The organism is Arthrobacter sp. TmtSoilC51 (genome assembly GCF_055388015.1).
This window is the reverse complement of sequence record NZ_AP035877.1, coordinates 1,804,868-1,828,224: the sequence shown is the minus strand read 5'-3', so window position 1 is coordinate 1,828,224 and position 23,357 is coordinate 1,804,868. Positions and strand designations below refer to the sequence as shown.

The 23,357-nt window shown below is 62.1% G+C and carries 23 protein-coding genes; 3 read left to right on the top strand and 20 right to left on the bottom strand.

Translation table 11 applies throughout. From position 1 onward, the window contains the following. Window positions 1-24: 24 nt before the first annotated feature. The 7 genes from ACZ5G6_RS08355 to ACZ5G6_RS08325 all read right to left on the bottom strand — a co-directional run bounded on the left by ACZ5G6_RS08355 (window position 25) and on the right by ACZ5G6_RS08325 (window position 4,870). On the bottom strand, window positions 25-945 hold the full coding sequence (locus ACZ5G6_RS08355; protein ID WP_498690716.1) for an SseB family protein: 921 nt from the start codon (window positions 943-945) through the stop codon (window positions 25-27). Then, window positions 945-1,688, bottom strand: a complete 744-nt coding sequence (gene priA, locus ACZ5G6_RS08350; protein WP_498690714.1) for a bifunctional 1-(5-phosphoribosyl)-5-((5-phosphoribosylamino)methylideneamino)imidazole-4-carboxamide isomerase/phosphoribosylanthranilate isomerase PriA — start codon at window positions 1,686-1,688, stop codon at window positions 945-947. The genes ACZ5G6_RS08355 and priA overlap by 1 nt, the downstream gene beginning before the upstream one ends. Before the next feature lie 35 nt (window positions 1,689-1,723). Then, window positions 1,724-1,882 carry a CG2302 family histidine operon protein gene (locus ACZ5G6_RS08345; protein WP_216925244.1) on the bottom strand — a complete coding sequence of 53 codons (159 nt, stop codon included), beginning with the start codon at window positions 1,880-1,882 and terminating at the stop codon, window positions 1,724-1,726. Further along, the gene (gene hisH / locus ACZ5G6_RS08340) at window positions 1,883-2,644 is read right to left on the bottom strand and encodes an imidazole glycerol phosphate synthase subunit HisH (protein ID WP_223936593.1); all 762 of its coding nucleotides are present in this window, start codon (window positions 2,642-2,644) and stop codon (window positions 1,883-1,885) included. Then, window positions 2,641-3,267, bottom strand: a complete 627-nt coding sequence (gene hisB, locus ACZ5G6_RS08335) for an imidazoleglycerol-phosphate dehydratase HisB (protein WP_223936592.1) — start codon at window positions 3,265-3,267, stop codon at window positions 2,641-2,643. The genes hisH and hisB overlap by 4 nt, the downstream gene beginning before the upstream one ends. 46 nt (window positions 3,268-3,313) lie before the next feature. After that, window positions 3,314-4,432, bottom strand: a complete 1,119-nt coding sequence (locus ACZ5G6_RS08330; RefSeq protein WP_498690710.1) for a histidinol-phosphate transaminase — start codon at window positions 4,430-4,432, stop codon at window positions 3,314-3,316. A gap of 78 nt (window positions 4,433-4,510) precedes the next feature. Then, window positions 4,511-4,870 carry a LysM peptidoglycan-binding domain-containing protein gene (locus ACZ5G6_RS08325; protein ID WP_223936590.1) on the bottom strand — a complete coding sequence of 120 codons (360 nt, stop codon included), beginning with the start codon at window positions 4,868-4,870 and terminating at the stop codon, window positions 4,511-4,513. A gap of 357 nt (window positions 4,871-5,227) precedes the next feature. On the opposite strand from ACZ5G6_RS08325, the gene lexA reads away from it, so the two are divergent. After that, window positions 5,228-5,971, top strand: coding sequence for a transcriptional repressor LexA (lexA, locus tag ACZ5G6_RS08320; protein ID WP_223936589.1), 744 nt, complete (start codon window positions 5,228-5,230; stop codon window positions 5,969-5,971). Window positions 5,972-5,980: 9 nt separating this feature from the next. Here lexA and ACZ5G6_RS08315 read toward each other — a convergent pair whose 3' ends face one another. Both ACZ5G6_RS08315 and hflX read right to left on the bottom strand, forming a co-directional pair. Then, window positions 5,981-8,038, bottom strand: coding sequence for an ATP-dependent DNA helicase (locus ACZ5G6_RS08315; protein ID WP_498690708.1), 2,058 nt, complete (start codon window positions 8,036-8,038; stop codon window positions 5,981-5,983). Then, entirely contained in the window at window positions 8,031-9,593 is a 1,563-nt protein-coding gene (gene hflX, locus ACZ5G6_RS08310) for a GTPase HflX (RefSeq protein WP_498690706.1), read from the bottom strand. The genes ACZ5G6_RS08315 and hflX overlap by 8 nt, the downstream gene beginning before the upstream one ends. Before the next feature lie 497 nt (window positions 9,594-10,090). Here hflX and ACZ5G6_RS08305 point away from each other — a divergent pair, with 497 nt between their 5' ends. Then, on the top strand, window positions 10,091-10,705 hold the full coding sequence (locus tag ACZ5G6_RS08305; RefSeq protein WP_498690705.1) for a class I SAM-dependent methyltransferase: 615 nt from the start codon (window positions 10,091-10,093) through the stop codon (window positions 10,703-10,705). On the opposite strand, the gene dapF is transcribed toward ACZ5G6_RS08305, so the two are convergent. The 6 genes from dapF to ACZ5G6_RS08275 all read right to left on the bottom strand — a co-directional run bounded on the left by dapF (window position 10,686) and on the right by ACZ5G6_RS08275 (window position 16,291). Next, window positions 10,686-11,654, bottom strand: a complete 969-nt coding sequence (dapF, locus tag ACZ5G6_RS08300; RefSeq protein WP_498690703.1) for a diaminopimelate epimerase — start codon at window positions 11,652-11,654, stop codon at window positions 10,686-10,688. The genes ACZ5G6_RS08305 and dapF overlap by 20 nt on opposite strands. Window positions 11,655-11,716: 62 nt before the next feature. Further along, window positions 11,717-12,622: a tRNA (adenosine(37)-N6)-dimethylallyltransferase MiaA gene (gene miaA / locus ACZ5G6_RS08295; protein WP_498690701.1), complete on the bottom strand. Its 906-nt coding sequence runs from the start codon at window positions 12,620-12,622 to the stop codon at window positions 11,717-11,719. Between the two features lie 22 nt (window positions 12,623-12,644). Beyond that, window positions 12,645-14,228: a tRNA (N6-isopentenyl adenosine(37)-C2)-methylthiotransferase MiaB gene (gene miaB, locus ACZ5G6_RS08290; RefSeq protein WP_223936583.1), complete on the bottom strand. Its 1,584-nt coding sequence runs from the start codon at window positions 14,226-14,228 to the stop codon at window positions 12,645-12,647. Then, window positions 14,228-14,770 carry a regulatory protein RecX gene (locus ACZ5G6_RS08285; protein ID WP_223936582.1) on the bottom strand — a complete coding sequence of 181 codons (543 nt, stop codon included), beginning with the start codon at window positions 14,768-14,770 and terminating at the stop codon, window positions 14,228-14,230. Before ACZ5G6_RS08285 ends, miaB begins: the two co-directional genes overlap by 1 nt. Further along, window positions 14,760-15,800, bottom strand: coding sequence for a recombinase RecA (gene recA / locus ACZ5G6_RS08280; protein ID WP_223936581.1), 1,041 nt, complete (start codon window positions 15,798-15,800; stop codon window positions 14,760-14,762). The genes ACZ5G6_RS08285 and recA overlap by 11 nt, the downstream gene beginning before the upstream one ends. A 266-nt stretch (window positions 15,801-16,066) precedes the next feature. Continuing rightward, on the bottom strand, window positions 16,067-16,291 hold the full coding sequence (locus tag ACZ5G6_RS08275; protein ID WP_223936580.1) for a DUF3046 domain-containing protein: 225 nt from the start codon (window positions 16,289-16,291) through the stop codon (window positions 16,067-16,069). A 32-nt stretch (window positions 16,292-16,323) separates the two neighbouring features. Here ACZ5G6_RS08275 and ACZ5G6_RS08270 point away from each other — a divergent pair, with 32 nt between their 5' ends. Continuing rightward, window positions 16,324-16,881, top strand: a complete 558-nt coding sequence (locus tag ACZ5G6_RS08270) for a MarR family winged helix-turn-helix transcriptional regulator (protein WP_498690696.1) — start codon at window positions 16,324-16,326, stop codon at window positions 16,879-16,881. A 103-nt stretch (window positions 16,882-16,984) separates the two neighbouring features. Here the strand turns inward: ACZ5G6_RS08270 and ACZ5G6_RS08265 are convergent, their stop codons facing one another. The 5 genes from ACZ5G6_RS08265 to ACZ5G6_RS08245 all read right to left on the bottom strand — a co-directional run bounded on the left by ACZ5G6_RS08265 (window position 16,985) and on the right by ACZ5G6_RS08245 (window position 23,352). After that, complete coding sequence (locus ACZ5G6_RS08265) at window positions 16,985-17,419, bottom strand: helix-turn-helix domain-containing protein (RefSeq protein ID WP_223936578.1); 435 nt, start codon at window positions 17,417-17,419, stop codon at window positions 16,985-16,987. Between the two features lie 138 nt (window positions 17,420-17,557). Beyond that, window positions 17,558-18,070, bottom strand: coding sequence for a CinA family protein (locus ACZ5G6_RS08260; protein ID WP_223936577.1), 513 nt, complete (start codon window positions 18,068-18,070; stop codon window positions 17,558-17,560). Next, window positions 18,067-18,669 (bottom strand): CDP-diacylglycerol--glycerol-3-phosphate 3-phosphatidyltransferase, encoded by a 603-nt coding sequence (pgsA, locus tag ACZ5G6_RS08255; protein WP_223936576.1) that lies wholly within the window; start codon window positions 18,667-18,669, stop codon window positions 18,067-18,069. The genes ACZ5G6_RS08260 and pgsA overlap by 4 nt, the downstream gene beginning before the upstream one ends. A 56-nt stretch (window positions 18,670-18,725) precedes the next feature. After that, complete coding sequence (locus ACZ5G6_RS08250; protein ID WP_498690694.1) at window positions 18,726-21,587, bottom strand: FtsK/SpoIIIE family DNA translocase; 2,862 nt, start codon at window positions 21,585-21,587, stop codon at window positions 18,726-18,728. A gap of 73 nt (window positions 21,588-21,660) precedes the next feature. Next, complete coding sequence (locus tag ACZ5G6_RS08245) at window positions 21,661-23,352, bottom strand: ribonuclease J (protein WP_223936574.1); 1,692 nt, start codon at window positions 23,350-23,352, stop codon at window positions 21,661-21,663. Window positions 23,353-23,357 lie beyond the last annotated feature (5 nt).

Genomic DNA, 23,357 nt, shown 5'->3' with positions numbered 1-23,357 from the left:
GTCCCCGGTGGACGGGTACTGCCGTTAGTGCCGCCCAGGCTCCTGTGCCGCGCGGTGCAGTTTTACTTCGATGGAGTCGACGCCCTCGGCAAACGATTCCACCTGCGCCCACGCCTCATTCAAGCCAGCCACCAGCGATTGAACGGCAGCTGCGTCCAGTCCGTCCTCAAGGAAGAGCACTATCCGCAGTTCCGGGCCGGCACCTCCGCCGGGAACCGTGCGACCGTCCGCAGTCAGGGAGGCGACACCGCCACCGGGCTGCGTTTCCAACCGGCGCACCGCCGGAAAGGCCTGGGCCTGTGAAGCGAGAGCAAACTCCAGTTGATCATCAAGGTATGACGGCGTCCAGTCCCGCTGCTGGGCCAGCGCCCACATCGCGGGGCGGCGAACCACGAACGTGAACGCTGAACCGGGGTCCAGGACCAACAATTGTGCGCCTTCAGAAACGGCTGAAAGGGCCGCCCTCGCCGCATAAACAGCTACTGGCCGCGCCTCCGAATGCCATGCTTCAAGAGCAGCAGCCGTGGTGAACACGGGCATTGCCTTCCGGCCATCAGGCGCCTTAAGTGTGACCAATGCCATATCGGCCTGCTTGTCCAAGTGCAGCCCATCAACGCCTTCGGCCTCCTCTGCGAGCTGGGCCACTACGGGGACGAAGACCCTGGCCGTAGCGAGCGAGGCCACAACGTCGGCTTCACCACCGGTTCCCTCCACGAGTGCCGCAATGGCGGCGAGGTAACCGGCATCGGCAGTGCCGTCGTCGTCCTCGAAGTTGTGGATCTTGGCGTCGTCACCGCTCAGGCTGCGGCCGGCCCAAGGCTGCCCTGCAGAGTCGGTGGCTCCCCCGGCGCCGGCCAGGGCGGCGGCGATGTGCCCCGGCAGTTCACGCCGGACAGCGTTACCCTTGTCCGGGCTGTCGCCGTTGTGCGTTTCGGGCTGAGGCATCAGCGACGGCCAGCAACGTCCAGGGCTTCGGGCAGAGTGAAGGCACCGGCATAAAGCGCCTTGCCCACAATCGCGCCTTCAACGCCCAGCGGAACGAGTTCACGCAGCACCCGAAGGTCCTCCAGGCTGGAGATACCGCCCGAGGCAACAACCGGCTTGCCCGTCTTCTCAACCATCTGGCGCAGCAGGTCCACGTTCGGTCCCTGCAGCGTTCCATCCTTGGTGACATCGGTGACAACGTAGCGTGCACAGCCGGCATCCTCCAGACGGGCAAGGACCTCCCAGAGGTCCCCGCCTTCCTTCGTCCAGCCACGTCCAGCCAAGGTGGTTCCGCGAACATCAAGCCCGACGGCGATTTTGTCACCGAAGCGGTCGATCGCACGGCGGGTCCATTCCGGGTCTTCCAGTGCCGCTGTGCCCAGGTTCACCCGGGCAACCCCCAGCGCCAGGGCGCGTTCCAGCGACTCGTCATCCCGCAAACCGCCGGACAACTCCACCTTGACATTGAGCTGGGACACGACCTCGCTGATGAGGTCTGCGTTGTTGCCGCGGCCAAAGGCGGCGTCGAGGTCCACCATGTGCACCCACTCGGCACCGGCGTTCTGCCAGTTCAAGGCAGCTTCAAGGGGCGTTCCATAGCTGGTTTCCGAGCCAGCCTCACCTTGCAGCAGGCGGACTGCCTGGCCATCAACGATGTCAACGGCAGGGAGGAGTTCCAGAACGGACTGGGCGGAGGTGGTCATGTGGGTCCTAGGAGTTGATTGGGGACGCGCGGCGTTCAGTTGCCTGGAAGCGTCAGGAGATAGGCGGCCAACAGGGACATCCCCGCCAGCACATAGAAAGAAACGGAAACCCACAAGGGCTTCTTCTGTTGATGGAAGGAAATGCCTCCGCCCACCAGCACACCGGCGAGGCCCATAAGCACTACCGACCACATTTAGGCTGCGCTACTGTCGTCCGATGCCGGAGCCTGTGCCGCCTTGGATCCGGGTTTCCGGAGTCCGTCCACCCAGTTACGAAGGAGCCGCGCCCCGGCATCGCCGGATTTCTCGGGATGAAACTGGGTTGCACATAGGGGGCCGTTTTCAACGGCAGCGATAAAGCGTGCACCGTGCTCGGACCAGGTCACCAACGGTGGGGCCATCCGGGGCTGGACGACATCGAAGTTCCACTCCTGCACGCCATAGGAGTGCACGAAGTAGAAGCGTTCCTGCTCGACGCCAGCGAAAAGCTTGGATCCTTGGGGCACATCCACCGTGTTCCATCCCATGTGGGGAACCACGGGGGCCGGAAGGAGTTCAACTTTGCCCGGCCATTCGGCCATGCCCTCGGACTCGGTACCGTGCTCGACGCCGGCTTCGAAGAGGACCTGCAGGCCCACGCAGATTGCCAGGACGGGCCGTCCACCGGCGACGCGGCGGCCAATCATGCGGATGGCATCCACAGATTTGAGTTCTTTCATCACCGTCTCAAAAGCACCCACGCCCGGGACCAGCAGCCCGTCAGCGTTCAGCACGTCTTCAGGCTTGGCGCTGAGGACCACCTGGGCACCGGCACGTTCAAGGGCGCGAACGGCGGAACGAACGTTTCCCGAACCGTAGTCCAGCACGGTAACGGTGGGCTTACCCTCGGGCGACTCCGGCTTGACGGCGGCCGAAGCGTGGGTAACGGCGCCGTTCTTCAGAATTTGTCCACTCACAGCGCCCCCTTGGTTGACGGAATGCCCTCGACGCGAGGATCCGACTCAACTGCTGAGCGAAGAGCGCGCGCAAAGGCCTTGAACTGGGCTTCGACAATGTGGTGCGGATCGCGGCCAGCAAGGACATTCATGTGCAGGCAGATACCTGCGTGCAACGTGATTGCCTCAAACACGTGGCGTGTCAGCGAGCCCGTGAAGTGCCCCCCGATCAGGTGGTACTCCTGTCCCGCAGGTTCCCCTCCGTGCACCAGGTACGGGCGTCCGGAAACGTCCACGACGGCATGCGCCAGGGCCTCGTCCAAGGGAACCGTTGCTTCGCCGAAGCGGCGGATGCCGGCTTTGTTGCCCAAGGCTGTGCGCAAGACCTCACCAAAAGTAATGGCGACATCCTCCACCGTGTGATGCGCATCAATGTGGGTGTCCCCGGTGGCTTTGACGGTCATGTCAATCAGGGAGTGCTTGCACAACGCCGTCAGCATGTGGTCATAGAAGGGAACCGTGGTGCTGATATCCGAGACACCGGTGCCATCGAGGTTGATTTCCACCAGGACGGAGGATTCGCTGGTGGTGCGCTCCATGCGAGCAGTGCGGGCAGCGGACGGCGTGGCGCCGGTTTCGCTCATTGGGACGTCCTTATACACGAAGGGTGGGGTGGGTCTATTGACAAGTTTAGTTGGGCTGGGACGCCGGGCTGCCCAGGAGGGTTTCCAAGGCCTCAAGGAAGACCGTTGTTTCCTTCTCCGTTCCGGCAGTCACCCGCAAGTGTCCGGGAATTCCGACGTCGCGGATCAGGACACCCGCCTCCAGCAACCCCTGCCAAATGGCGTGCGGGTTCTCCAGACCGCCAAAGAACACATAATTGGAGTCCGAGGCCGAGGGCTTGAGTCCCATTCGAAGGAGTTCGGTCACAATGCGATCGCGTTGGACCTTGATGTCCTCGACGTCAGCCATGAGCGCTTCGCGGTGGTTGAGGGCTGCCAAAGCGGTGGCTTGCGTGACTGCTGAAAGGTGGTACGGCAGCCGGACGAGCCTAATGGCATCCGCAACCTCAGGTGCGGCGGCCATGTAACCCAGGCGGGCACCAGCCAGGGCAAAGGCTTTGCTCATGGTGCGTGAAACGATCAAGCGCTCCCGTCCGGCAAGCAGCGTCAGTGCGCTTGGTGTGTTGTCGTGCGCGAACTCGTGGTAGGCCTCGTCCACGATGACGATAGCTTGGCTCGCCTCGCCCGCCTCGTACACGGCTTCGACCACGTCCAAACCCAGTCCGGTGCCAGTGGGGTTGTTCGGAGAGCACAGGAAGACGATATTTGCGCCAGTCTCCTTCACCTGGGCAGCAGCAGAAGCTGCGTCCAGCCCATAGTCATCAGCACGAACGCCGCGGACATACTCGGTGTCGGTGCCACTGGCAAGCAACGGGTACATGGAATACGTGGGAGGGAAACCCAATGCCTTGCGCCCGGGGCCACCAAAGGCCTGCAAAATCTGTTGCAGGACCTCGTTGGAGCCGTTCGCGGCCCAGATGTTGTCCGCGGAAAGCCCGTGTCCGAGGTAATCCGCCAGGGATTCACGGAGTTCCGTGAATTCGCGGTCAGGATACCGGTTCAGGCCAGTAGCCGCGGCAGCAACGGCCTCGGTGATCGCCGCTTGCACATCTGCCGGCACGCCATGGGTGTTCTCGTTGACGTTGAGCAAAATCGGGACGTCAAGCTGCGGTGCGCCATACGGGCTCAGTCCACGCAGATTGGTCCGGAGGGGAAGTCGGTCAAGTCGCTCAAGCTGGTCACTCACCAAGACAGTTTAAGGTGCCAGTGCGACTGCGGAGTAACTGTGACGCCGGAGGCGCTTTTTGCGCACCCGGCCGACCGTTTAGTTGGCGGGAACGAAAAGCTGCTGGCCCGGCTGGATGCGTCCTCCGCGGAGGTCGTTCAACTGGATGATTTCCGCGATGACATCGCGGGGGTCGCGCTCAGGAGCGGCCGCACCAGCAATGCCCCACAGGGACTGCCCGGGCTGGACAGTAACCGTGACAGCAACGGGCGGCTGCAACTGGGCCCGCGTATCCGAGGCTTTGGCGGGAGAGTTGATGAAGCCGGCCAGGCTCAGCAGTGCGGCAAGGAGCAGCATGGCAGGGATGCCGAAGAAGACGATCCTGCCGCGCCGGGTAAGCCGGAGACGCGTAGGCGCCGGGGTGTTGCGGAATTCGTGGAACGTTGAGATTGCGGACATGAGCTGAGCCCTTCTGAGCGATTGCCTGCATCGGATGCCCGTTGCCGGCTGCCAATTCCTTGTGTTCGCTTGGATCAACGTCCGGATGTTCGAACACTTTCTTCGAACATCCAGCCGATGGTCCGCGTTTATAGAACACATATTCGAAACTTGCTATGACATTTTTAGCACTTATCAACGAACGGTGTCGAGACTCGCTAGAACGAATGTTTGATAAACGCCTGTGCCTGGCCTAGGTTTGAGTGAAGAAACAGGCACTGTTTCAGTGGAACAGGAGGGTCTGACATTTTTCAGACCCGACCATCCCCGGGCACACTTCGGATCGTGACCGGGCGGAACGGAAGGGCATTGGCGAACATGGCAGCGAAAGCCACCGGCGGCGGGGTACCCCTGCGGAGCCAGCAGCCTCAAAAGAGTCCCAAAAGCCTGACTGTCCGGCAGAAGAAAATACTGGAAACCATTCAGCGGTCCGTCAATGACAACGGGTATCCGCCGAGTATGCGCGAAATCGGGGACACCGTTGGTCTCGCAAGCCTGTCCAGCGTCACGCACCAGCTCTCGCAGTTGGAAAAGCTCGGGTACTTACGGAGGGATCCCAAGCGCCCCCGCGCCATGGAAGTCCTCATGCCATTGACGCTTGATGGCGGGACGATTCCCGGCGTGGAAGCGGCCACCACACTGCGCAGCGCAGGTGGACTCGCTGTGACGGAATTGGCCAGTGCCAGCGACACCGCAATGGTGCCCTTGGTGGGAAGGATTGCAGCCGGCGGGCCAATCCTCGCCGACCAGACCATTGAGGACGTCCTGCCCTTGCCCCGGCAGTTGGTGGGCCACGGCGAACTGTTCATGTTGAAGGTCGCTGGCGACTCAATGATCGATGCCGCCATTTGTGATGGTGACTGGGTAGTTGTCCGGCGACAGAACGACGCCATCAACGGCGACATCGTCGCCGCCCTCCTGGACGACGAAGCCACAGTGAAAACCTTCCGCCAGCGCGACGGACACACATGGCTGCTGCCCCAGAACACGCAGTACGAACCGATTCTGGGAGACCAAGCCACCATTATGGGCAAGGTCGTCTCTGTCCTGCGTTCCCTCTAAGGCGTTCGCCTACGTTTTCTTTGTGCCCAGGCGTTCCAGAACGCCGCGCACCACGTTGCGATCCGTCGTCGCCCAAAACGGTGGCAATGCGGCGCGCAGGAACCCTCCGTACCGTTCGGTGGAAAGCCGTGAGTCCAGCACCGCCACCACACCTTTGTCGGCGGTAGAGCGAATAAGGCGCCCTGCGCCTTGCGCAAGGCGAATTGCCGCGTGGGTAGCCGACACCGCCATGAACCCGTTGCCCCCGGACTGCGCAACGGCCCGCGAGCGTGCAGTCATCAGCGGATCGTCGGGCCTCGGGAACGGAATGCGGTCGATCACCACAAGGCGGCATGAACCACCAGGGACGTCAACGCCTTGCCACAGGGACATCGTGCCGAAGAGGCAGGTGTCCGGTTCATCGGCAAATTGCTTTACCAACGCTGCCATGGTGGATTCGCCCTGGCAGAGGATGTCCACATCCAGCCGCGGGCGCATGGCGTCTGCGGCTTCCTCGGCCGCCCGCCGTGAGGAAAACAGGCACAAGGCTCCCCCGCCGGATGCACGGATGAGGTCTTCGAGCTCATCGAGGGCCTCGGCCGACGTACCGCGGCCGGGCTTAGGCAGGTGTTTGGCCACGTAGAGGACGCCCTGCTTGGGATAGTCAAAGGGTGATCCGACGTCCAAGCCGGTCCAGCTCGGCGCCCCGTCCCCGATCAGTCCGAGGCCGCCCGCTGCAGGCTCAAACGCCGATCCAATTGCCAGCGTCGCGGAAGTCAGCACCACTGTGTGCCCTGCAAATAGGCCTTCCCGCAGCCTCCCCGCCACGCTGAGTGGGGCGATGTTGATCAGTGCCGGCGATGTCTCATCCGGCTGGGAGTAACCCTGCTGGGGATCGAAGGTGCTGTTTCTGGAGAACCACACCACTTCACGGTTCTCCTTGGCGGCGAGCATCCTCTCGCACAGTTCCAGAATGAGCATGAGCCGGGAGCGCGCAAGCTGCCGACCGCCGTCGACCGCGTTTGAAGAGTCAGTCTTCGAATCCGACAACGCGGCGCGGGTGGCATCCCGCAGTTGGTCCAGGCAGTCAAGTTGTTCGTCGTTGAGCCCATTGGGCAGCAAACCGTTGGGGACTCCGGCAATAGCCATATCCAGCCGGTCCGCAGCAGCATTCAGGGCGTCAACGGTGATGGCCGTGTGTTTGCGGGCGCTCGAGGCGGCCGCATGGACCATCGCCACGGACAACTGGCCCGAAACGGCCCCCGTGACCCGGTCCTGAAGCTCGTGGGCTTCGTCAACCACCACGACGTCATATTCAGGCAAGACTGCGAGTCCTTCAAACGCGCTCACGGCCAGCATGGCGTGGTTGGTGACTACGACGTCGGCTTCGGCGGCCCTGGCGCGCGCCAGCTCGCTGAAGCACTCCTCGGCAAGTGGGCACTTCTGTGCTCCCAAGCACTCCATTGACGTCACAGACACCTGCCGCCAGGCACGATCCGTGACGCCAGGCATTAGTTCATCCCGGTCCCCTGTGGGGGTCGTTTCGGCCCACTCGCGGAGCCGTACTACTTCCTTGCCCAATTGCGACGACGGGCCCCCAACGGCCGCTGCGAAATGCGGCACGCTGGTGTCCTCGCCAAGGGAAAACAGTTGGCCTTCCGACGGCTCCTCGCTGGGGAAGCCCCCTTCGAGCTTTTGCAGGCAGACATAATTTGCCCGACCCTTGACGAGAGCTACGTTCACGGGCCGTTCAAGGGCCGGGCTTATGGTTTCCAACAGCCGGGGCAGGTCCCGGCCCACAATTTGAGTCTGCAGGGCCAACGTAGCGGTGGACACGAGTGTCGGTTTGTCGCTGTCCATGGAATGCGCGATCAACGGAATCAGGTAAGCCAAGGACTTACCTGTCCCCGTTCCCGCCTGGACGAGCAAATGTTCACCGGACTCGATTGCCCTGGTGACCTGTTTTGCCATCTCGTGCTGGCCTGCACGGCTTTGACCGCCCATTCCAGCAACAGCTTTGTCCAACAGTTCGAGGGTGAACTTCTCCCCCACCGACTCGACGACGTCCGCCGCCACCTTCTCAACCATGGCTGACGAATGACTCCAGCTCGGCGGCCAATCCTTCACGGACCATGGCCACCACACGGGTTCCGCTTTCCTCGTGCTCGAGGCTCAGGATTTCCGAATCGGAGTTGTGCAGCTTGTTGATCATGTCACCGCGGTCGTACGGGATGAGCACCTCGAGGCGGACGCCCGGCCTGGGAATGGACCGGCTGATCTCTTCCAGGAGTTCCGGGATGCCTTGGCCTGTGCGGGTGGAGACCACTGCGTGCCGCGGCTCTTTCTGCTTCAGGCGTTCCACCACAAAAGGATCCGCGACGTCCACCTTGTTCAGGACGATGATTTCTGGAACCTTGCGGGCGTCCACCTCGGTGAAGACGGCACGTACTGCTGCGATCTGCCCCTCCGGGTCCGGGTGGGAGGCGTCCACGACGTGCAGGATCAGGTCTGCGTCTGCAACCTCTTCCAACGTGGAGCGGAAGGCTTCCACCAGCTGCGTAGGCAACGAGCGGACGAATCCGACGGTGTCAGCAAGGGTGTAGCCGATGCCATCCGGTGTCTGCGCCTTCCTGACCGTGGGGTCCAGGGTGGCGAACAGCGCGTTTTCCACCAGCACCCCGGCATCCGTCAGTCGGTTCAGGAGCGAAGACTTTCCGGCGTTGGTATAGCCAGCGATTGCAACTGAAGGTACGGCATTACGACGGCGGTTGGCCCGTTTGGTCTCGCGGGCCGGCTTCATCGCGGCGATCTCCCGACGCAACTTGGCCATGCGTGTACGGATCCTGCGGCGATCAAGTTCGATCTTTGTTTCACCGGGACCACGGGAACCCATGCCGGCTCCGGCGCCACCCACCTGGCCACCGGCCTGGCGGGACATGGAGTCACCCCAGCCACGGAGCCTCGGGAGCAGATACTCGAGTTGCGCGAGTTCAACCTGCGCCTTACCTTCACGGCTCTTTGCATGCTGCGCGAAGATATCCAGGATCAGCGTGGTCCTGTCCACCACCTTGACCTTGACAATGTCCTCAAGTCCGCGCCTCTGGGACGGGGAAAGCTCGGTGTCAACCACCACAGTATCGGCGCCAGTGGCGGACACGATGTCTTTGAGTTCCTGGGCCTTACCCGAGCCGAGGAACGTTCCCGGGTCCGGCTTGGTGCGGCGCTGAACCAGCCCGTCAAGGACCTCGGATCCGGCAGTCTCTGCCAAGGCCGCCAGTTCCCGAAGCGAATTCTCGGCGTCAGCCAAAGTGCCTTCTGTCCAAAGGCCGGCCAGGACAACGCGCTCCAGGCGCAGTTGCCTGTATTCAACTTCGGTGACATCTTCGAGTTCAGTGGAAAGGCCCGCGGTACGGCGGAGGGCACGGCGCTCGGCCAGGTCTTCCTGGTCGCCGTCGTAAATGCTGTGTTCGTGGTCAAGCGTGGAGATCGCTTGCGCCCTGCCGAAAACACCTTTGGCATCATTGTCATCGGATGCCACTGCGGGTACATCCTTGGAAAGAATCCGGTCAATGACGGCCTGGATTTGTTCAGGACTCATGTCCTGGGCGTCGGAATCGGATCCGGAGTGCTTCTGGGTGGTCATGGTCTCCTTAGACTGTTCGGCATATCCAGAATAGTGCTGTTTGGTGTCCAATGGGACGGTATTCGCGGTGGGCTGACGAGCTTCGGCCATAGAGGGCCTCCTGTGGTGCTGGGATCGAGCGTGTGGGTCCGCGGGAGGTCCTGTCCTGCTGGAGAATCCATTGCCACACCAGAAGCCATCAACCGAAAGACAGATGGCTGGAGCCCACTGTCTTCGAGACAGTTGGGGTGGGACATGTTCTTCTGAGCATCCGCAACACCAATAACGGGAGATGCAGATTGTGCCGGACGGAACCTGCCTGGCGGAATGGCCATGCGCTGGGCTGATGTGCCAAGCGGGGCCTGCATCGCGGGCGGGTGCCTGGCCGATGTGTTGCATCGGCTCGGGCTGATTACTCAAAGATCAAGAACATGCCCCCAACGTTAGCACCCGGTGTCAAACCACTCCGACTGGTGGCAGTTTCCCAAGCCGCCGATAGCCAACTAATCTGGCAAATTATGGAGTCTGCACACTATTTCAGCGCCCAACCGGCCGGACCGTTCACCCGCAAGCCCCTCACTGTGGAGCTCGCGGGAGCTACCCGTCACGTGCAGACGTCATCGGGCATCTTCAGCCCCGACGGTGTGGACAAGGGTACCAAGGTACTTTTGGCCGAGGTTCCACCGCCTTCGCCCCGTGGCAACCTGCTGGATATTGGGTGTGGTTGGGGCCCTATTGCCCTCACCATGGGGCTCATGGCACCCCTGGCAAAGGTCTACGCCGTGGATGTCAACGAGCGCTGCATCGCCCTGACCAACGAGAACGCGGCTGCCCTGGGCTTGGACAATGTGACTGCCAGCCACCCGCATGAAGTAGACCCCGGCGTCGAATTCGACACCATCTGGTCCAACCCGCCCATCCGCATCGGCAAGGACGAACTACATTCGCTTCTCCTGACGTGGCTGCCCCGGCTGGCACCGGGCGGCAACGCATGGATGGTGGTCCAGAAGAACCTGGGCTCGGACTCCCTTCAACGCTGGCTGGCCAACGAATTGGACAAGTCCTTCACGGTCTCCCGCGAAAGCACTTCAAAGTCCTTCAGGATCCTTCGGGTCAGGAAAGCGTCCCAGTAGCCACAATGACTGCCGGTCCGCTGAGCTCAACGTGTTCGCGGCCATCCTCACCGGGGAAGAACTTCACATCCACCACGCCACCGGGAACGTTGACATGCCAGGTATTGGGGGCGCTGCTGCCAGCCCAATGACGGATCGCGACGGCAGCGGCACACGCACCGGTGCCACACGACTGGGTTTCGCCTACTCCACGCTCGTGGACGCGCATGGTGATACTTCCCACGCCATCGTGGACCAGCGGTTCAGCGGGCACCACGAACTCGACATTGGTGCCATTGGCAGGCTTGGGATCCACTACCGGAGCGGTGAACAGTTTCGTGGCGGCGAGCTCACTGAGCTCAGCAAGCGCTACAACCGTGTGCGGGTTGCCCATGCTAACGGAGAGTCCGGGCCTTGCCACTTCCAGGCCGTCGGCGCTCACCAAGGCGTCCATGGCTTTACTTTGGGCTTCTGCCGGGAAGATGAACTCCCAAGGGCCCATATCCACGGCATAGCCGTCGGCCGTGCGCACAATCTTCTTAATGCCGCCACGCGTTCCAATGGTCAAGGACTCACCGGGTCCGAGCTCAACCAGGCCCTGGGCGAGGAGGAAATGCACGAAGACCCGGACACCGTTACCGCACATCTCCGACAACGATCCGTCGCCGTTACGGTAGTCCATAAACCATTCCGCGGAAGCATCCTGCTCCAGCAGTTCGCGGCCTTCAGGCAGGTAGCGGGATGGGACAGCGCGGATAAGGCCATCGCCACCTATCCCCCGATGCCTGTCGCACAGCTGTGCTACCTGCTCGGGAGAGATCTCGTGGACATCACCGGGATCAGCAATCAGGACGAAATCATTGCCCGTTCCATGCCCCTTGGAAAACGCCATTCCGGAAAGGCTGGCAGTGGGCGCGGAGGCACCGGCAGCGGCGGACTGCTGGGAGGGAACTGCGGCGGTTTGATCCATGGGACTAGGCTACCCGCCGGGCAGGTTCGGCCAGAAATTGCCGTATGCAGTACCAGCCCCGGCTAGGCCAGGGACACTGCCTTGGACACGAGCTCAGGATCCTGCCAATCGAGCCAGGCAATGCGGGGATCGGCCCGGAACCATGTCAATTGTCGACGCGCGAACTGCCTCGTGGCCACAATGGTCTCCTCGGCTGCTTGAGCGACACTGGCTTCAGCGTCGAGCACTTTGAGGAACTGGGCATAGCCTAAGGCGCGCGACGCCGTCTTGCCCCGCCGCAGGCCCGCTGCATCAAGCCGATCCACTTCCTGGAGCAGCCCCGCGTCCACCATCCGATGTACACGGAGTGCAAGCCGCTCCCGCAGAACTTCCCGGTCAACGGACAAACCAATCTGCACGGCTGGCTGGAAGTACTCGCGTTGGGGCATGAACGAGCTGAACGGGCGGCCCGTTATTCCATGGACCTCAAGCGCCCTGATCACTCGCCGGGCATCGCCAAGGCGGTCTGCCGAGACCGGGTCCACCTTTTCAAGCCGGGCCCGCAACGGCCCCAGACCAAACGTTTCCCATTCGTCTTCAAGCTGTTTTCGCAAGACGGGGTCCGTGCCGGGGAACTCCAGGACATCCAGGGCTGCCCGCACGTACAGACCGGAGCCGCCCACCATGATGGCCCGCTTGCCCCGTCCGTGGATGTCACTGATGACTTCGCGGCATTCCGCCTGGAAGTCCGCCACGCTGGCTTCCTCCGTGACGTCCTTTGTGTCCAGCAGATGGTGTGGCACGCCCTTGCGGTCCTCCACGGGGATCTTGGCCGTACCGATGTCCATACCCCGGTAGAACTGCAGGGCGTCAGCGTTGATGACCTCGCCATCGAGGGCCAGCGCCAACTCGACGCCCAGATCCGATTTACCGGACCCTGTTGGTCCGACGACGGCGATCACCGGCGGCGCGGCATGTGCGGGATCCATTCGATCTCTCAAGCAAACGCAGTCAGGCGCCGCGAACAGGCAGCGACGGCATGCCCAGCGACACGCCCCGCTTGCCCGAGGCCGCACCCGGCGTGGGAACACCACAGGAATCTGCCTGGGAACGATCCCAGGCGTCACCCGCCCGTGAGCGCCGCAACGTGTAATCCCCTGGGCCGGCAGGATCAGCGACCAGGTGGAACGCAGCGGCCTCGGTGATGGTCACGGTGACGAAGTCCCCGGGCCGAGGGGTTTCTGCTCCGGCAGGTACTGAGAAATGAACGAGCCGCTGATCCTTGGACCGCCCCGACAAGCGGTGCGTTTCATCCGCTTTGCGGCCAGACTGTGCTGTCACCAGAATTTCCACCCGGCGACCCAGTTGCTTGGCGTTCTCCTCGGCGGCGATACGGTCCTGCAGAGCGGTCAGCCGTTCATAGCGCTCCTGGACCACTGCCTTGGGAAGCTGCTCGGGTAGCTCGGCCGCTGGCGTCCCAGGCCGTTTGGAGTACTGGAAGGTGAAGGCTGAGGCGAACCGGGACTTCTCCACGACGTCAAGCGTCGCCTGGAAATCTTCCTCGGTCTCGCCCGGGAAGCCAACAATGATGTCTGTAGTGATGGCGGCATCGGGGATACGATCACGAACCTTGTCCAGGATGCCCAGGAACTTGCTGGACCGGTACGAGCGACGCATGTCCTTGAGGACCTTGTCCGAGCCCGACTGCAGGGGCATATGCAGCTGGGGCATCACGTTGGGAGTCTCGGCCATGGCATCAATGACGTCGTCCGTGAATGCCGCAGGGTGCGGACTGGTGAAGCGCACGCGCTCCAGGCCTTCAATTTCCCCACATGCACGCAGGAGCTTCGAGAAGGCCTGGCGGTCACCGAACTCCACGCCGTAGGAGTTGACGTTCTGGCCCAGCAACGTGACTTCCACCGCGCCGTCATCCACCAAGGCCTGAATTTCCGCCAGGATTTCCCCGGGACGACGGTCCTTCTCCTTGCCGCGAAGGGAGGGCACGATGCAGAACGTGCAGGTGTTGTTGCACCCTACTGAAATGGAGACCCAGCCCGAATAGACGGAGTCACGTTTGGTGGGAAGGGTGGAGGGGAAGACGTCCAGCGATTCGAGGATTTCGAGTTGGGCCTCGTTGTTGTGCCGTGCCCGCTTCAGCAAAGCCGGAAGCGCTCCCACGTTATGGGTGCCAAACACAGCGTCAACCCAAGGGGCCTTCTTGACGATGGTTTCCCGGTCCTTCTGGGCAAGGCAGCCGCCAACAGCAATCTGCATGCCGGGGTTGGCTGCCTTGACCTGCCGCAGCTGGCCCAGGTTTCCGTAGAGCTTGTTATCGGCATTCTCCCGAACGGCGCACGTATTGAAGACCACGATGTCCGCCACTTCGCCTTCCGCTGGCACGTAACCGGCGTCCTCAAGGAGGCCGGCCATGCGCTCGGAGTCGTGGACGTTCATCTGGCAACCGAACGTCCGGACCTGATACGTCCTCGGTTCCAACGGCGCAGGCGCATTCGTCACTTGGGCATCAGCATTGGCTGCCAATGCTGATGCTGAAGGCGTGGTTTCTGCTGAGGGGGAAGGAATGGTCAAACTCACTACTCAAGGGTACCGGCTTGGGCAAGTACCTCACCGACGATCCGAAAGGCCATGGAGGGCGCATAGCCTTTCCGGGCCAGCATTGATGCCAACCGGCGCGTGTACTTGTCACGTTCTGCGCGGTCCGAGAGATCGATGCCTGGCCTCAACTTACGCTCAACAAGCTCGCGGGCGGCGGTTTCCTCATCCTCATCGCTGAGCTGCGAGAGCGCTTCCTCGGCGTCATCCAACTCAATACCCTTCTCCGTCAGTTCACGGCGAAGAGCGCCCTTGGCCAATTTCCGGCTTTGGGACCGGCTGCGCACCCACATTCTGGCAAACTCGGCGTCATCAATGAGCTGGACTTCCTCGAAGCGGTCCAACACAGCCTCCGCAACGTCCTGGGGAACATTCCGTTCGGCCAGCTTGCGGGACAGTTGCAGCCGACTCCGTGGCGCCATCGTCAGTTGCCGCAGGACGATGGCGCGAGCCACGGATTCGGGATCAGGCTCCGGATCCCCGGAGACGGAAGACTCCGGGTCCGGCCCGGTTCTAGCCGTCAACGGCCTTCAGCTTCGGGGAATCTGCCTCCGGCTTCACACCCACGCCAAGCTTTTCCTTGATGAGGCGCTCGAGTTCCTGAGCCAGCTCCGGGTTGTCCCGCAGGAAGCGCCGTGAGTTTTCCATACCTTGGCCCAGCTGATCGCCGTCGTACGTGAACCACGAGCCGGACTTCTTGATGATGCCGTGCTCGACGCCCATGTCAATGATCCCTCCCTCACGGGAGATGCCCTGGCCGTAGATGATATCGAATTCAGCAATTTTGAAGGGGGGCGCCATCTTGTTCTTGACGATCTTTGCCTTGGTTCGGTTACCGACGGAGTCGGCACCTTCCTTCAGCGTCTGAATGCGGCGGACGTCGATGCGGACTGACGCGTAGAACTTCAGGGCCTTACCACCGGTGGTGGTTTCCGGCGATCCAAAGAAGACACCGATCTTCTCACGCAACTGGTTGATGAAGATGGCGGTGGTCTTGGTCTGACTCAGGCGACCGGTGATCTTTCGCAGGGCCTGGCTCATGAGCCGCGCCTGGAGGCCGACGTGCGAATCGCCCATCTCGCCCTCAATTTCAGCACGCGGAACCAAGGCTGCCACAGAGTCAATGACAATGACGTCGAGGGAGCCGGAGCCCACCAGCATGTCCATGATTTCGAGAGCCTGCTCACCCGTGTCCGGCTGGGACACGAGCAGGGCGTCCGTGTCCACCCCAAGCTTGGCGGCGTAGTCGGGATCAAGGGCGTGCTCAGCGTCAATGAACGCCGCGATGCCACCGTTGCGCTGCGCATTTGCTACAGCGTGCAGGGCCACGGTGGTCTTACCAGAGGATTCCGGGCCGTAGATCTCAACGACGCGGCCACGGGGCAGGCCGCCAATGCCAAGGGCGACATCCAGCGCAATGGATCCGGTAGGAATGACTTCGATCGGGGCGCGGGTGTCATCACCCAAACGCATGATGGAGCCTTTGCCGAACTGCTTGTCGATCTGGGCAAGCGCTGCTTCGAGCGCCTTCTCACGATCCGGGGTTGCCGCCATGGTTCACACCTCTGATGCTTTCTCGCTGTGGAGTGGCCTGAATGGCCGCTTTCCTGTCATGTCAGACGCTATTACGGCTCCCTGACATTTTTTGAAGCCGACGTGGGCTATGTGGATAACCATGCCCTCCGATTGCCTTTGGAACGCGTCCTCCAGGATCAATTTTCCTCTCACAGGAGCATATCCCCATCCGAACAGATATTCGAACAATGGAGCGGCGTGTCACCGCCAGGGAGCTGGAAGTCCTCGGCTAAACGTGGCCGGGCTTAGCTGGCTGCAGGCTTGATATCCCTGCCTAGCCTGCGTTCCGGAGGGACATCCTGGACTTCGCACATTGCCAGCCAGACCTCGCGTGGCTGGTAGCCAGCAGCCAGCGCCTCCACGGCAGTCCGTCCTCCCACCCCGGCGAGCACCAGGGAATTGGCCAGGACCCGGGAATAGCCCGCCCCGAATTCATCGTCCATCAAACGCCAGAAGTCACTTGCCCTCACGGATAGAGTGTCTCACGGCGCCGGACTCTAGAATGGTTGCCATGAGCAATCCTCTCCAGAGCACGCCTCCTGCGGCCGTGCCAGGCGACGACGTAGACGACGCCCTTCAGCAGGTGGAACACCAGCTGAGTCTGCTCTGGCGCCGCGCCCGTTCAATCTCGCACCAGTTGTCGCGCCAGGTCCACCCCGACATGGAGCCCGCTGCCTATGGGCTGCTGACAATCATCCGCCGCGAAGGCCCCATCCGCTTGACAGACCTCGCCTCGTGCATCGGAGTCGGCAAGCCCTCGGTGAGCCGCCAGATCGCATTCCTGGAGAGCATCGGCTTGGTCTACAAAGAAGCAGATCCACAGGACGGCAGGGCTCAATCGATTCGTCTGACGGAAAAAGGCGAAGAGAAGATGCATCAGGTCCAGGACGCCCGACGGCAGGTGTTCCGCGAGCGACTCGGTGAGTGGCCGCTGGAGGATGTCCAAACCCTGGCCGACTACATGGGCCGACTCAATGCCGTCTACGGCGAAAGTATCCTCAAGGACTCCACGCTGAAGGATCCGGAATCCGGGGACACCGCCGATCCCTCTGAAGACTGACGCCACTGCGAGGCCGGCTTTTGTCCACATAGCATCACGCACGCGAAAGGTCCCCAGCCACAGGCTGGGGACCTTTCTTGATAATAATTCCTGGTGTGACCCTTTACCGGGCTCCGGAGAGCATGCCCTGCGGGAAGTCGTCGGTAAGGTCAAGGTCGCGACCGTAGCGCTGGGAGAATTCCTGCGGAACGGTGTCCGGAACAGCTACGCCCTCCGCAACGGCCACGCGGTCGCTGACTTCGCGGAGCATGCTGGACAACGGGACGTCCAGGGCGGTGCAGATAGAGGACAGGAGCTCGGAAGAAGCCTCCTTTTGGCCGCGTTCAACCTCACTCAGGTATCCAAGTGAGACGCGGGCGCTGTGCGAGACCTCGCGGAGGGTACGGCCCTGACGCTGGCGGACATCGCGCAGTACATCACCGATTTCGTGGCGTAGTACAACCATTTTGCGCTCCTTCTGTTCGCTCTGTGCCTGATCAGCCAAGCCCACATCCTTCCAGCGGACAACGCCGTTTACGGATACGGGCTGCTTTACCATCTGTATCGCCTTGCTCCCTCGTTCATCCGGTTCGCTGGCTGGCGGACCGGTGTGGTTTCCTACATCCTAGGCGCCCCGGCTGTTCCGAAGCGACACAATGACACAACTATTGGCAATGAGTTTTTGTTCCCGGCTACTTTACGAACGGTAACCAACCCCTCCCAGTGCTTCAAGCAGACGCTCCAGCGCGGCCTCGCAGGCTTGTTGCCTGATACTCTGCCTGTCCCCCGAAAAGGTGAATTCAAACGCATTGCTGCCCATAAGGGTCGCGACGCCAACGAACACGGTTCCTACAGCTTTGCCGTCGTGGGGCTCCGGCCCAGCGACGCCGGTAGTGGAAATTCCGACGTCGGCCAAACAGGCCCGCCTGGCGCCCTCGGCCATGGCCGCAGCTACTCCCCCATCCACTGATCCAACAGCGGCAATAAGGTCGGTAGGAACGCCGAGCATGTTGGTTTTCACGGAATTCTGGTAAGCAATCACGCCGCCCTGCAGCATTCCGGACGCACCGGGCGTGTTGGCAAGGCTGGCCGCCACCATTCCTGCGGTCAGTGACTCGGCCGTAGCCACGGTAAGGCTCTTGCCGAGCGCCAGGGCGACTGCCGCCGTCGCCAGTTCTGACGCTTTGGCAGCGTCTGCGGGAAGGCTCATGCGCGGCGGCCAGCGGCACGAAGCCTGAGCGCCTGGACGACGTATTCCACTCCGGTCCACAGCGTGATGGCGAGGGCGGCCATCATGACCCAGAAGGCCACCATAACCAGCCACGGTGCGATCGCCTCGAGCGGCAGGATGTATAGGAAGATGGCCACCGTCTGGATGACTGTCTTCAGCTTTCCGCCGCGTGAGGCCGGCATGACTCCGTAGCGGATCACAAAGAACCGCAGTGCCGTGATGCCCCACTCACGGACCAGGATGAGGATAGTCACCCACCAGGGCAGTTCCCCGAGGATCGATAAGAGCACCAGGGCTGAACCGATGAGCAGCTTGTCCGCGATGGGGTCCGCGATCTTGCCGAAGTTGGTGATGAGGCCACGCGCGCGGGCGATGTCGCCGTCGAGCTTGTCCGTGTAGATCGCTACGGCGAAGGCCACAACGGCCGCCCATCGCCAAAGGCCGTGCTGGTTGTCATCGGCCACCATGAACCAGACAAAAAACGGAACCAGGACGATGCGGAGCATCGTGAGGATGTTGGGGAGGTTCCAGACGTCGGAGCTGCTGGAAGTGGCGTTGTCACCCTCGGCTGTAGTCACTCCTCTAGGCTACCGTCTCTGAAGCGACCGACTTTAGAGGCCACCGTCATTTGAAGCTATCGCCCGGTGAGGGACCACGCGTCCTCGCCGCCCTCATCCTCGTCATCCGGAGCGCCGGCGCCGTCGTAATACTCAACAGCCTGCGTCCTGTTTTCGAGGTCCGCCGCCACAAGGTCTTCGGCATAACCGCCGACGGCGATATTTGAGTTCGCGTTATCGCTCAGGGCCGCCGTGTGTGCGTCGGGCGCGGCCGGCGATTCCTGCCCCTTCATGGCCGCCAGGACAGCTGCGAGGTCGTCGGGCTTGACCAGGACGTCGCGTGCCTTGGAACCCTCCGAGGGACCCACGACTCCGCGGGACTCAAGGAGGTCCATGAGGCGACCGGCCTTGGCGAAGCCCACACGGAGCTTGCGCTGGAGCATCGAGGTTGAACCGAACTGCGTGGTGACAACGAGTTCGGTGGCCTGCAACAGCACCTCGAGATCGTCCCCGATGTCGTCGTCGATCTGTTTCTTGGGGGCCTCGGCGGCGACGTCGTCCCGGTACACGGCCTGCAGCTGGCCTTTGACGTGTTCCACAACCTTATGGATTTCAGATTCGGTCACCCAGGCACCCTGGACACGCATCGCCTTGGACGCACCCATGGGCAGGAACAAGGCGTCACCTTGTCCGATGAGCTTCTCGGCGCCCGGCTGGTCGAGCACAACGCGGGAGTCCGTGACGGACGAGGTGGCGAATGCCATGCGGGAGGGCACGTTGGCTTTGATGAGGCCGGTGACGACGTCAACGGATGGTCGCTGCGTTGCCAGTACCAGGTGGATGCCGGCGGCACGGGCGAGCTGCGTGATGCGGACGATCGAATCTTCGACGTCGCGCGGGGCCACCATCATGAGGTCGGCGAGCTCGTCCACTATCACCAGCAAGTACGGATATGGCTTGATGATGCGCTTGGAATCAACCGGAGGCGTAACCTTGCCTGCCCTGACCGCCTTGTTGAAGTCGTCGATGTGCTTGTAGCCGTAGTTGGCGAGGTCGTCGTAGCGGGCGTCCATTTCACGGACCACCCACTGCAAGGCCTCGGCGGCTTTCTTGGGGTTAGTGATGATGGGCGTGATCAGGTGCGGGACGCCTTCGTAAGCGGTGAGTTCCACACGCTTGGGGTCCACCATGACCATCCGTACTTCGTCCGGAGTGGCGCGCATCAGAATCGAGGTGATCATGGAGTTCACGAAGCTCGACTTACCGGCACCGGTAGCACCAGCAACCAGCAAGTGGGGCATCTTGGCAAGGTTTGCCACGACGTAGCCGCCCTCGACGTCCTTGCCAACACCCATCACCATGGGGTGGTCCGTGCGCCGGGCGTTCTGGCTCCGCAGGACATCGCCCAGGGACACCGTTTCGCGGTCCGTGTTGGGGATCTCGATGCCGATGGCCGACTTGCCGGGAATCGGGCTCAGGATGCGGACATCGCTGGATGCCACCGCATACGAGATGTTCTTGGACAGCGCCGTTACGCGCTCCACCTTCGTGCCGGGAGACAGTTCGATTTCATAGCGTGTCACTGTTGGGCCGCGGCTGAAGCCGGTCACCGCGGCGTCGACGTTGAACTGCGTCAGCGTGTCTGTCAGGGCGGCCACGACGGCATCGTTCGCTTCCGTGCGCTCCTTCGGAATGGAGCCGGGCGTGAGGAAGTCCGAGGCAGGCAGGGTATAAGTGACGTCCCCAGCCAAGGACAGCTGTTCAGTCCGCTGCGGGATCGGCGTGGGCGGCGGCGGAGGCGTAGCGGGCCTCGCCGGAACCTGCGCCACCGTGGGCGCAGTCATCTCCGGCGTAAGGACGGGAATTGCCTCTGTGGGGTTGTCGATTCCGGGGCTGGCGCCCAAACCCTGGGCGGCCTTGATCTTGCCGACCGCTATCTCCGCTTGGGTAGGGCGGCGTACGCCCGGCGGAACGCGGGGCACAGACGCCTTGGGGGTTTCGTCGTCGTCGACTATTGCGTGCTCAAAGGCCTCGTCACCGACGTAACCTTCCAAACCGGCGTCGGGATCCTCATCCTTGCCGAAGAAGCGCATCCGCTTCTTCTTAGGCTTTGCAACGGCCCCGTTTTCATAAAGGTAGCTGCGGTCGTGGGCATCCTTGCCGGACTCGGCGTCCATGAGGTCCACGCCCATAAGATGCTCATAGGCGGAGCGGATCCGCGAAGGAATCGCCCCAAACGGCGTTGCGGTAACGATCAGCACCGACACGAAAGCCAGCAGGCTGTACACGATCACAGGAACCGCGGCATGAATGGCAGCAAGCGGAGACGCTGCAAGGAAGCCCAGCATTCCACCCGCCCTGCGCAGCCCGTCGAAGCCATCAGCCACGGTGGGCTGTCCGCCAATGATGTGGGCCAGGCCGGAACCAGCGAAAGTCATGATCATGAAGCCGATGCCAACGCGGTTATTGCCGCGGCCATCCTGCGGTTTGCGGAAGAGGCGGAAAGCGCAGATGAAAAGCATGAAGGGCAAAACGAGCGATATCCAGCCGAAAGTGCCATTGACTACGCTGTAGACGGCATCTGGCAGCCACCCTGTCAGGCCCCACCAGGCGAAGGTGGCAATGGCGATGCCCAGCACGAGATTGAACAGGGCTGCACCGTCGCGGCGATCGGCGGGATCGAGGTCGCTGACGTCGTATCCGATCCGGCGGACTCCTGCGCCAACGACGTGGCCAATACCCTGCCAGGCACCTGCCAGCATGCGCAGGGGAAGTGGGGCATGGGGCTCGACGGCGGCCGACTGCTTGGTACGGGCAGTGCTGCCCCGACCGTTCCTGGGAGTGGAGGCGCTGCTTTTGGATGCAGCTGCGCCCCGGCCTGTGCCGCCGGATTTACTGCTGGAGCTACCTCGTGGCGTGGAGGAAGTACGGGTCGCCATGGTTGCCACGCTACCCCAAGGGGGCCCGAAATCAGCGGATTTCCGGCCCCCCAGGATGCATGTTGCCGGTGGACTACGCTTCCAGGACCACCGGGATGATCATGGGACGGCGGCGGAGCTTCCGGTTCACCCACGTTCCGATGATCCTGCGCACCACCTGCTGCAGCTGGTGGTTGGTGTGGTCGGCATGGTTGAGCACGGCTTCTTCCAATGCGGCGTTGATCTTGGGGATGATTTCGTCGAAGACGGAGTCGTCCTCCGCTACGCCACGTGCATGGATTTCCGGTCCGGAGACAATCTTGCCCGTGGTCCGGTTGATGACCGTGATGATGGAGATGAAGCCTTCGTCGCCCAGGATGCGCCGGTCCTTTAGGTCAGCATCGGTGATTTCACCAACGCTGGAACCGTCCACATAAACGAAGCCGACCTCCACCTGGCCCACGATGTTTGCCTTGTGGTCCTTCAGGTCAATGACAGTGCCGTTGTCGCTGAGGATGATGCCATCGGAGGGCACACCGGATTCCTCCGCGATATTTCCGTTGGCAATCAGGTGCCGCGTTTCACCGTGAACAGGCATCGCATTGAGGGGCTCAAGGATGTTGTAGCAATACAGCAACTCACCGGCAGCTGCGTGCCCGGAAACGTGAACCTTGGCCGTTCCCTTGTGGATGACATCGGCGCCGAGCTTCAGCAAGCCGTTGATGATGCGGAACACTGCATTCTCGTTGCCTGGAATGAGGCTGGAGGCAAGGATCACGGTGTCGCCTTGGCCAACAACCACGCGGTGGTCGCCGTTGGCCATGCGTGACAATGCCGCCATGGGCTCGCCCTGGGAGCCCGTGGACATGAGGACCACCCGGTCATCGGGGAGGTTGTCAATGTTCTTGATATCCACCAGGATCCCGTTGGGCACGTCCAGGTACCCCAGTTTGGCCGCGATGGCCATGTTCCGAACCATCGAGCGGCCTACGAAGGCAACGTTGCGGCCGTGCTTGGCTGCGGCATCGAGAACCTGCTGGACACGGTGGACGTGGGAAGAGAAGGAAGCCACGATGATGCGCTTCTTCGCCTGTCCGAACAGTCGATCAAGGGTGGGTCCGATTTCCTTCTCGGCGGTGGTGAACCCCGGAACGTCGGCATTGGTGGAGTCGGCCATGAAGAGGTCCACGCCTTCTTCACCCAAGCGGGCGAAGTGACGGAGGTCGGTGATGCGGCCGTCCAAGGGCAGTTGGTCCATCTTGAAGTCGCCCGTGTGGAGGACGGTGCCACCTTCGGTGCGGATGAAGACTGCCAAGGCGTCCGGGATCGAGTGGTTCACAGCGACGAATTCGCACTCGAACGGGCCGAACTGTTCCACCTGGCCCTCGGTAACAGTCAGCGTGTACGGCTTGATCCGATGCTCCTGGAGCTTCGCCTCCACCAAAGCCAGCGTCAATTGCGAGCCGATCAGGGGGATATCGGCTTTGAGGCGCAGCAGATAGGGAACAGCACCGATGTGGTCTTCATGGCCGTGCGTGAGCACTACGCCAACAACATCCTGCAGCCGGTCCTCAATGTAAGAGAAATCGGGAAGGATCAAATCAACGCCCGGCTGCGTTTCCTCGGGAAAAAGTACGCCGCAGTCAACGATCAGCAACTTGCCGTCGATTTCGAAGACCGCCATGTTGCGGCCTATCTCCCCCAGTCCACCTAGCGGAACAATCCGCAGTGTGCCTTTCGGCAGTTTCGGCGGAGTAACCAGTCCAGGAAGGGCTGTTTGGGTCATATTGT

Bases quoted from the DNA above. Each gene is read 5' to 3' on its own strand.
- dapF (WP_498690703.1), bottom strand. From the start codon at position 11,654: ATGGATCAAACCGCCGCAGTTCCCTCCCAGCAGTCCGCCGCTGCCGGT.
- ACZ5G6_RS08315 (WP_498690708.1), bottom strand. From the start codon at position 8,038: ATGGTTGAGAAGGTGGCGGCGGACGTCGTCGAGTCGGTGGGGGAGAAG.
- lexA (WP_223936589.1), top strand. From the start codon at position 5,228: ATGGCAGCGAAAGCCACCGGCGGCGGGGTACCCCTGCGGAGCCAGCAG.
- ACZ5G6_RS08355 (WP_498690716.1), bottom strand. From the start codon at position 945: ATGCCTCAGCCCGAAACGCACAACGGCGACAGCCCGGACAAGGGTAAC.
- hisB (WP_223936592.1), bottom strand. From the start codon at position 3,267: ATGAGCGAAACCGGCGCCACGCCGTCCGCTGCCCGCACTGCTCGCATG.
- ACZ5G6_RS08270 (WP_498690696.1), top strand. From the start codon at position 16,324: ATGGTTGCCATGAGCAATCCTCTCCAGAGCACGCCTCCTGCGGCCGTG.
- recA (WP_223936581.1), bottom strand. From the start codon at position 15,800: ATGGCGGCAACCCCGGATCGTGAGAAGGCGCTCGAAGCAGCGCTTGCC.
- ACZ5G6_RS08265 (WP_223936578.1), bottom strand. From the start codon at position 17,419: ATGGTAAAGCAGCCCGTATCCGTAAACGGCGTTGTCCGCTGGAAGGAT.
- hflX (WP_498690706.1), bottom strand. From the start codon at position 9,593: ATGACCACCCAGAAGCACTCCGGATCCGATTCCGACGCCCAGGACATG.
- priA (WP_498690714.1), bottom strand. From the start codon at position 1,688: ATGACCACCTCCGCCCAGTCCGTTCTGGAACTCCTCCCTGCCGTTGAC.
- ACZ5G6_RS08260 (WP_223936577.1), bottom strand. From the start codon at position 18,070: ATGAGCCTTCCCGCAGACGCTGCCAAAGCGTCAGAACTGGCGACGGCG.
- ACZ5G6_RS08305 (WP_498690705.1), top strand. From the start codon at position 10,091: ATGGAGTCTGCACACTATTTCAGCGCCCAACCGGCCGGACCGTTCACC.
- miaA (WP_498690701.1), bottom strand. From the start codon at position 12,622: ATGGATCCCGCACATGCCGCGCCGCCGGTGATCGCCGTCGTCGGACCA.
- ACZ5G6_RS08325 (WP_223936590.1), bottom strand. From the start codon at position 4,870: ATGTCCGCAATCTCAACGTTCCACGAATTCCGCAACACCCCGGCGCCT.
- ACZ5G6_RS08345 (WP_216925244.1), bottom strand. From the start codon at position 1,882: ATGTGGTCGGTAGTGCTTATGGGCCTCGCCGGTGTGCTGGTGGGCGGA.
- ACZ5G6_RS08250 (WP_498690694.1), bottom strand. From the start codon at position 21,587: ATGGCGACCCGTACTTCCTCCACGCCACGAGGTAGCTCCAGCAGTAAA.
- ACZ5G6_RS08245 (WP_223936574.1), bottom strand. From the start codon at position 23,352: ATGACCCAAACAGCCCTTCCTGGACTGGTTACTCCGCCGAAACTGCCG.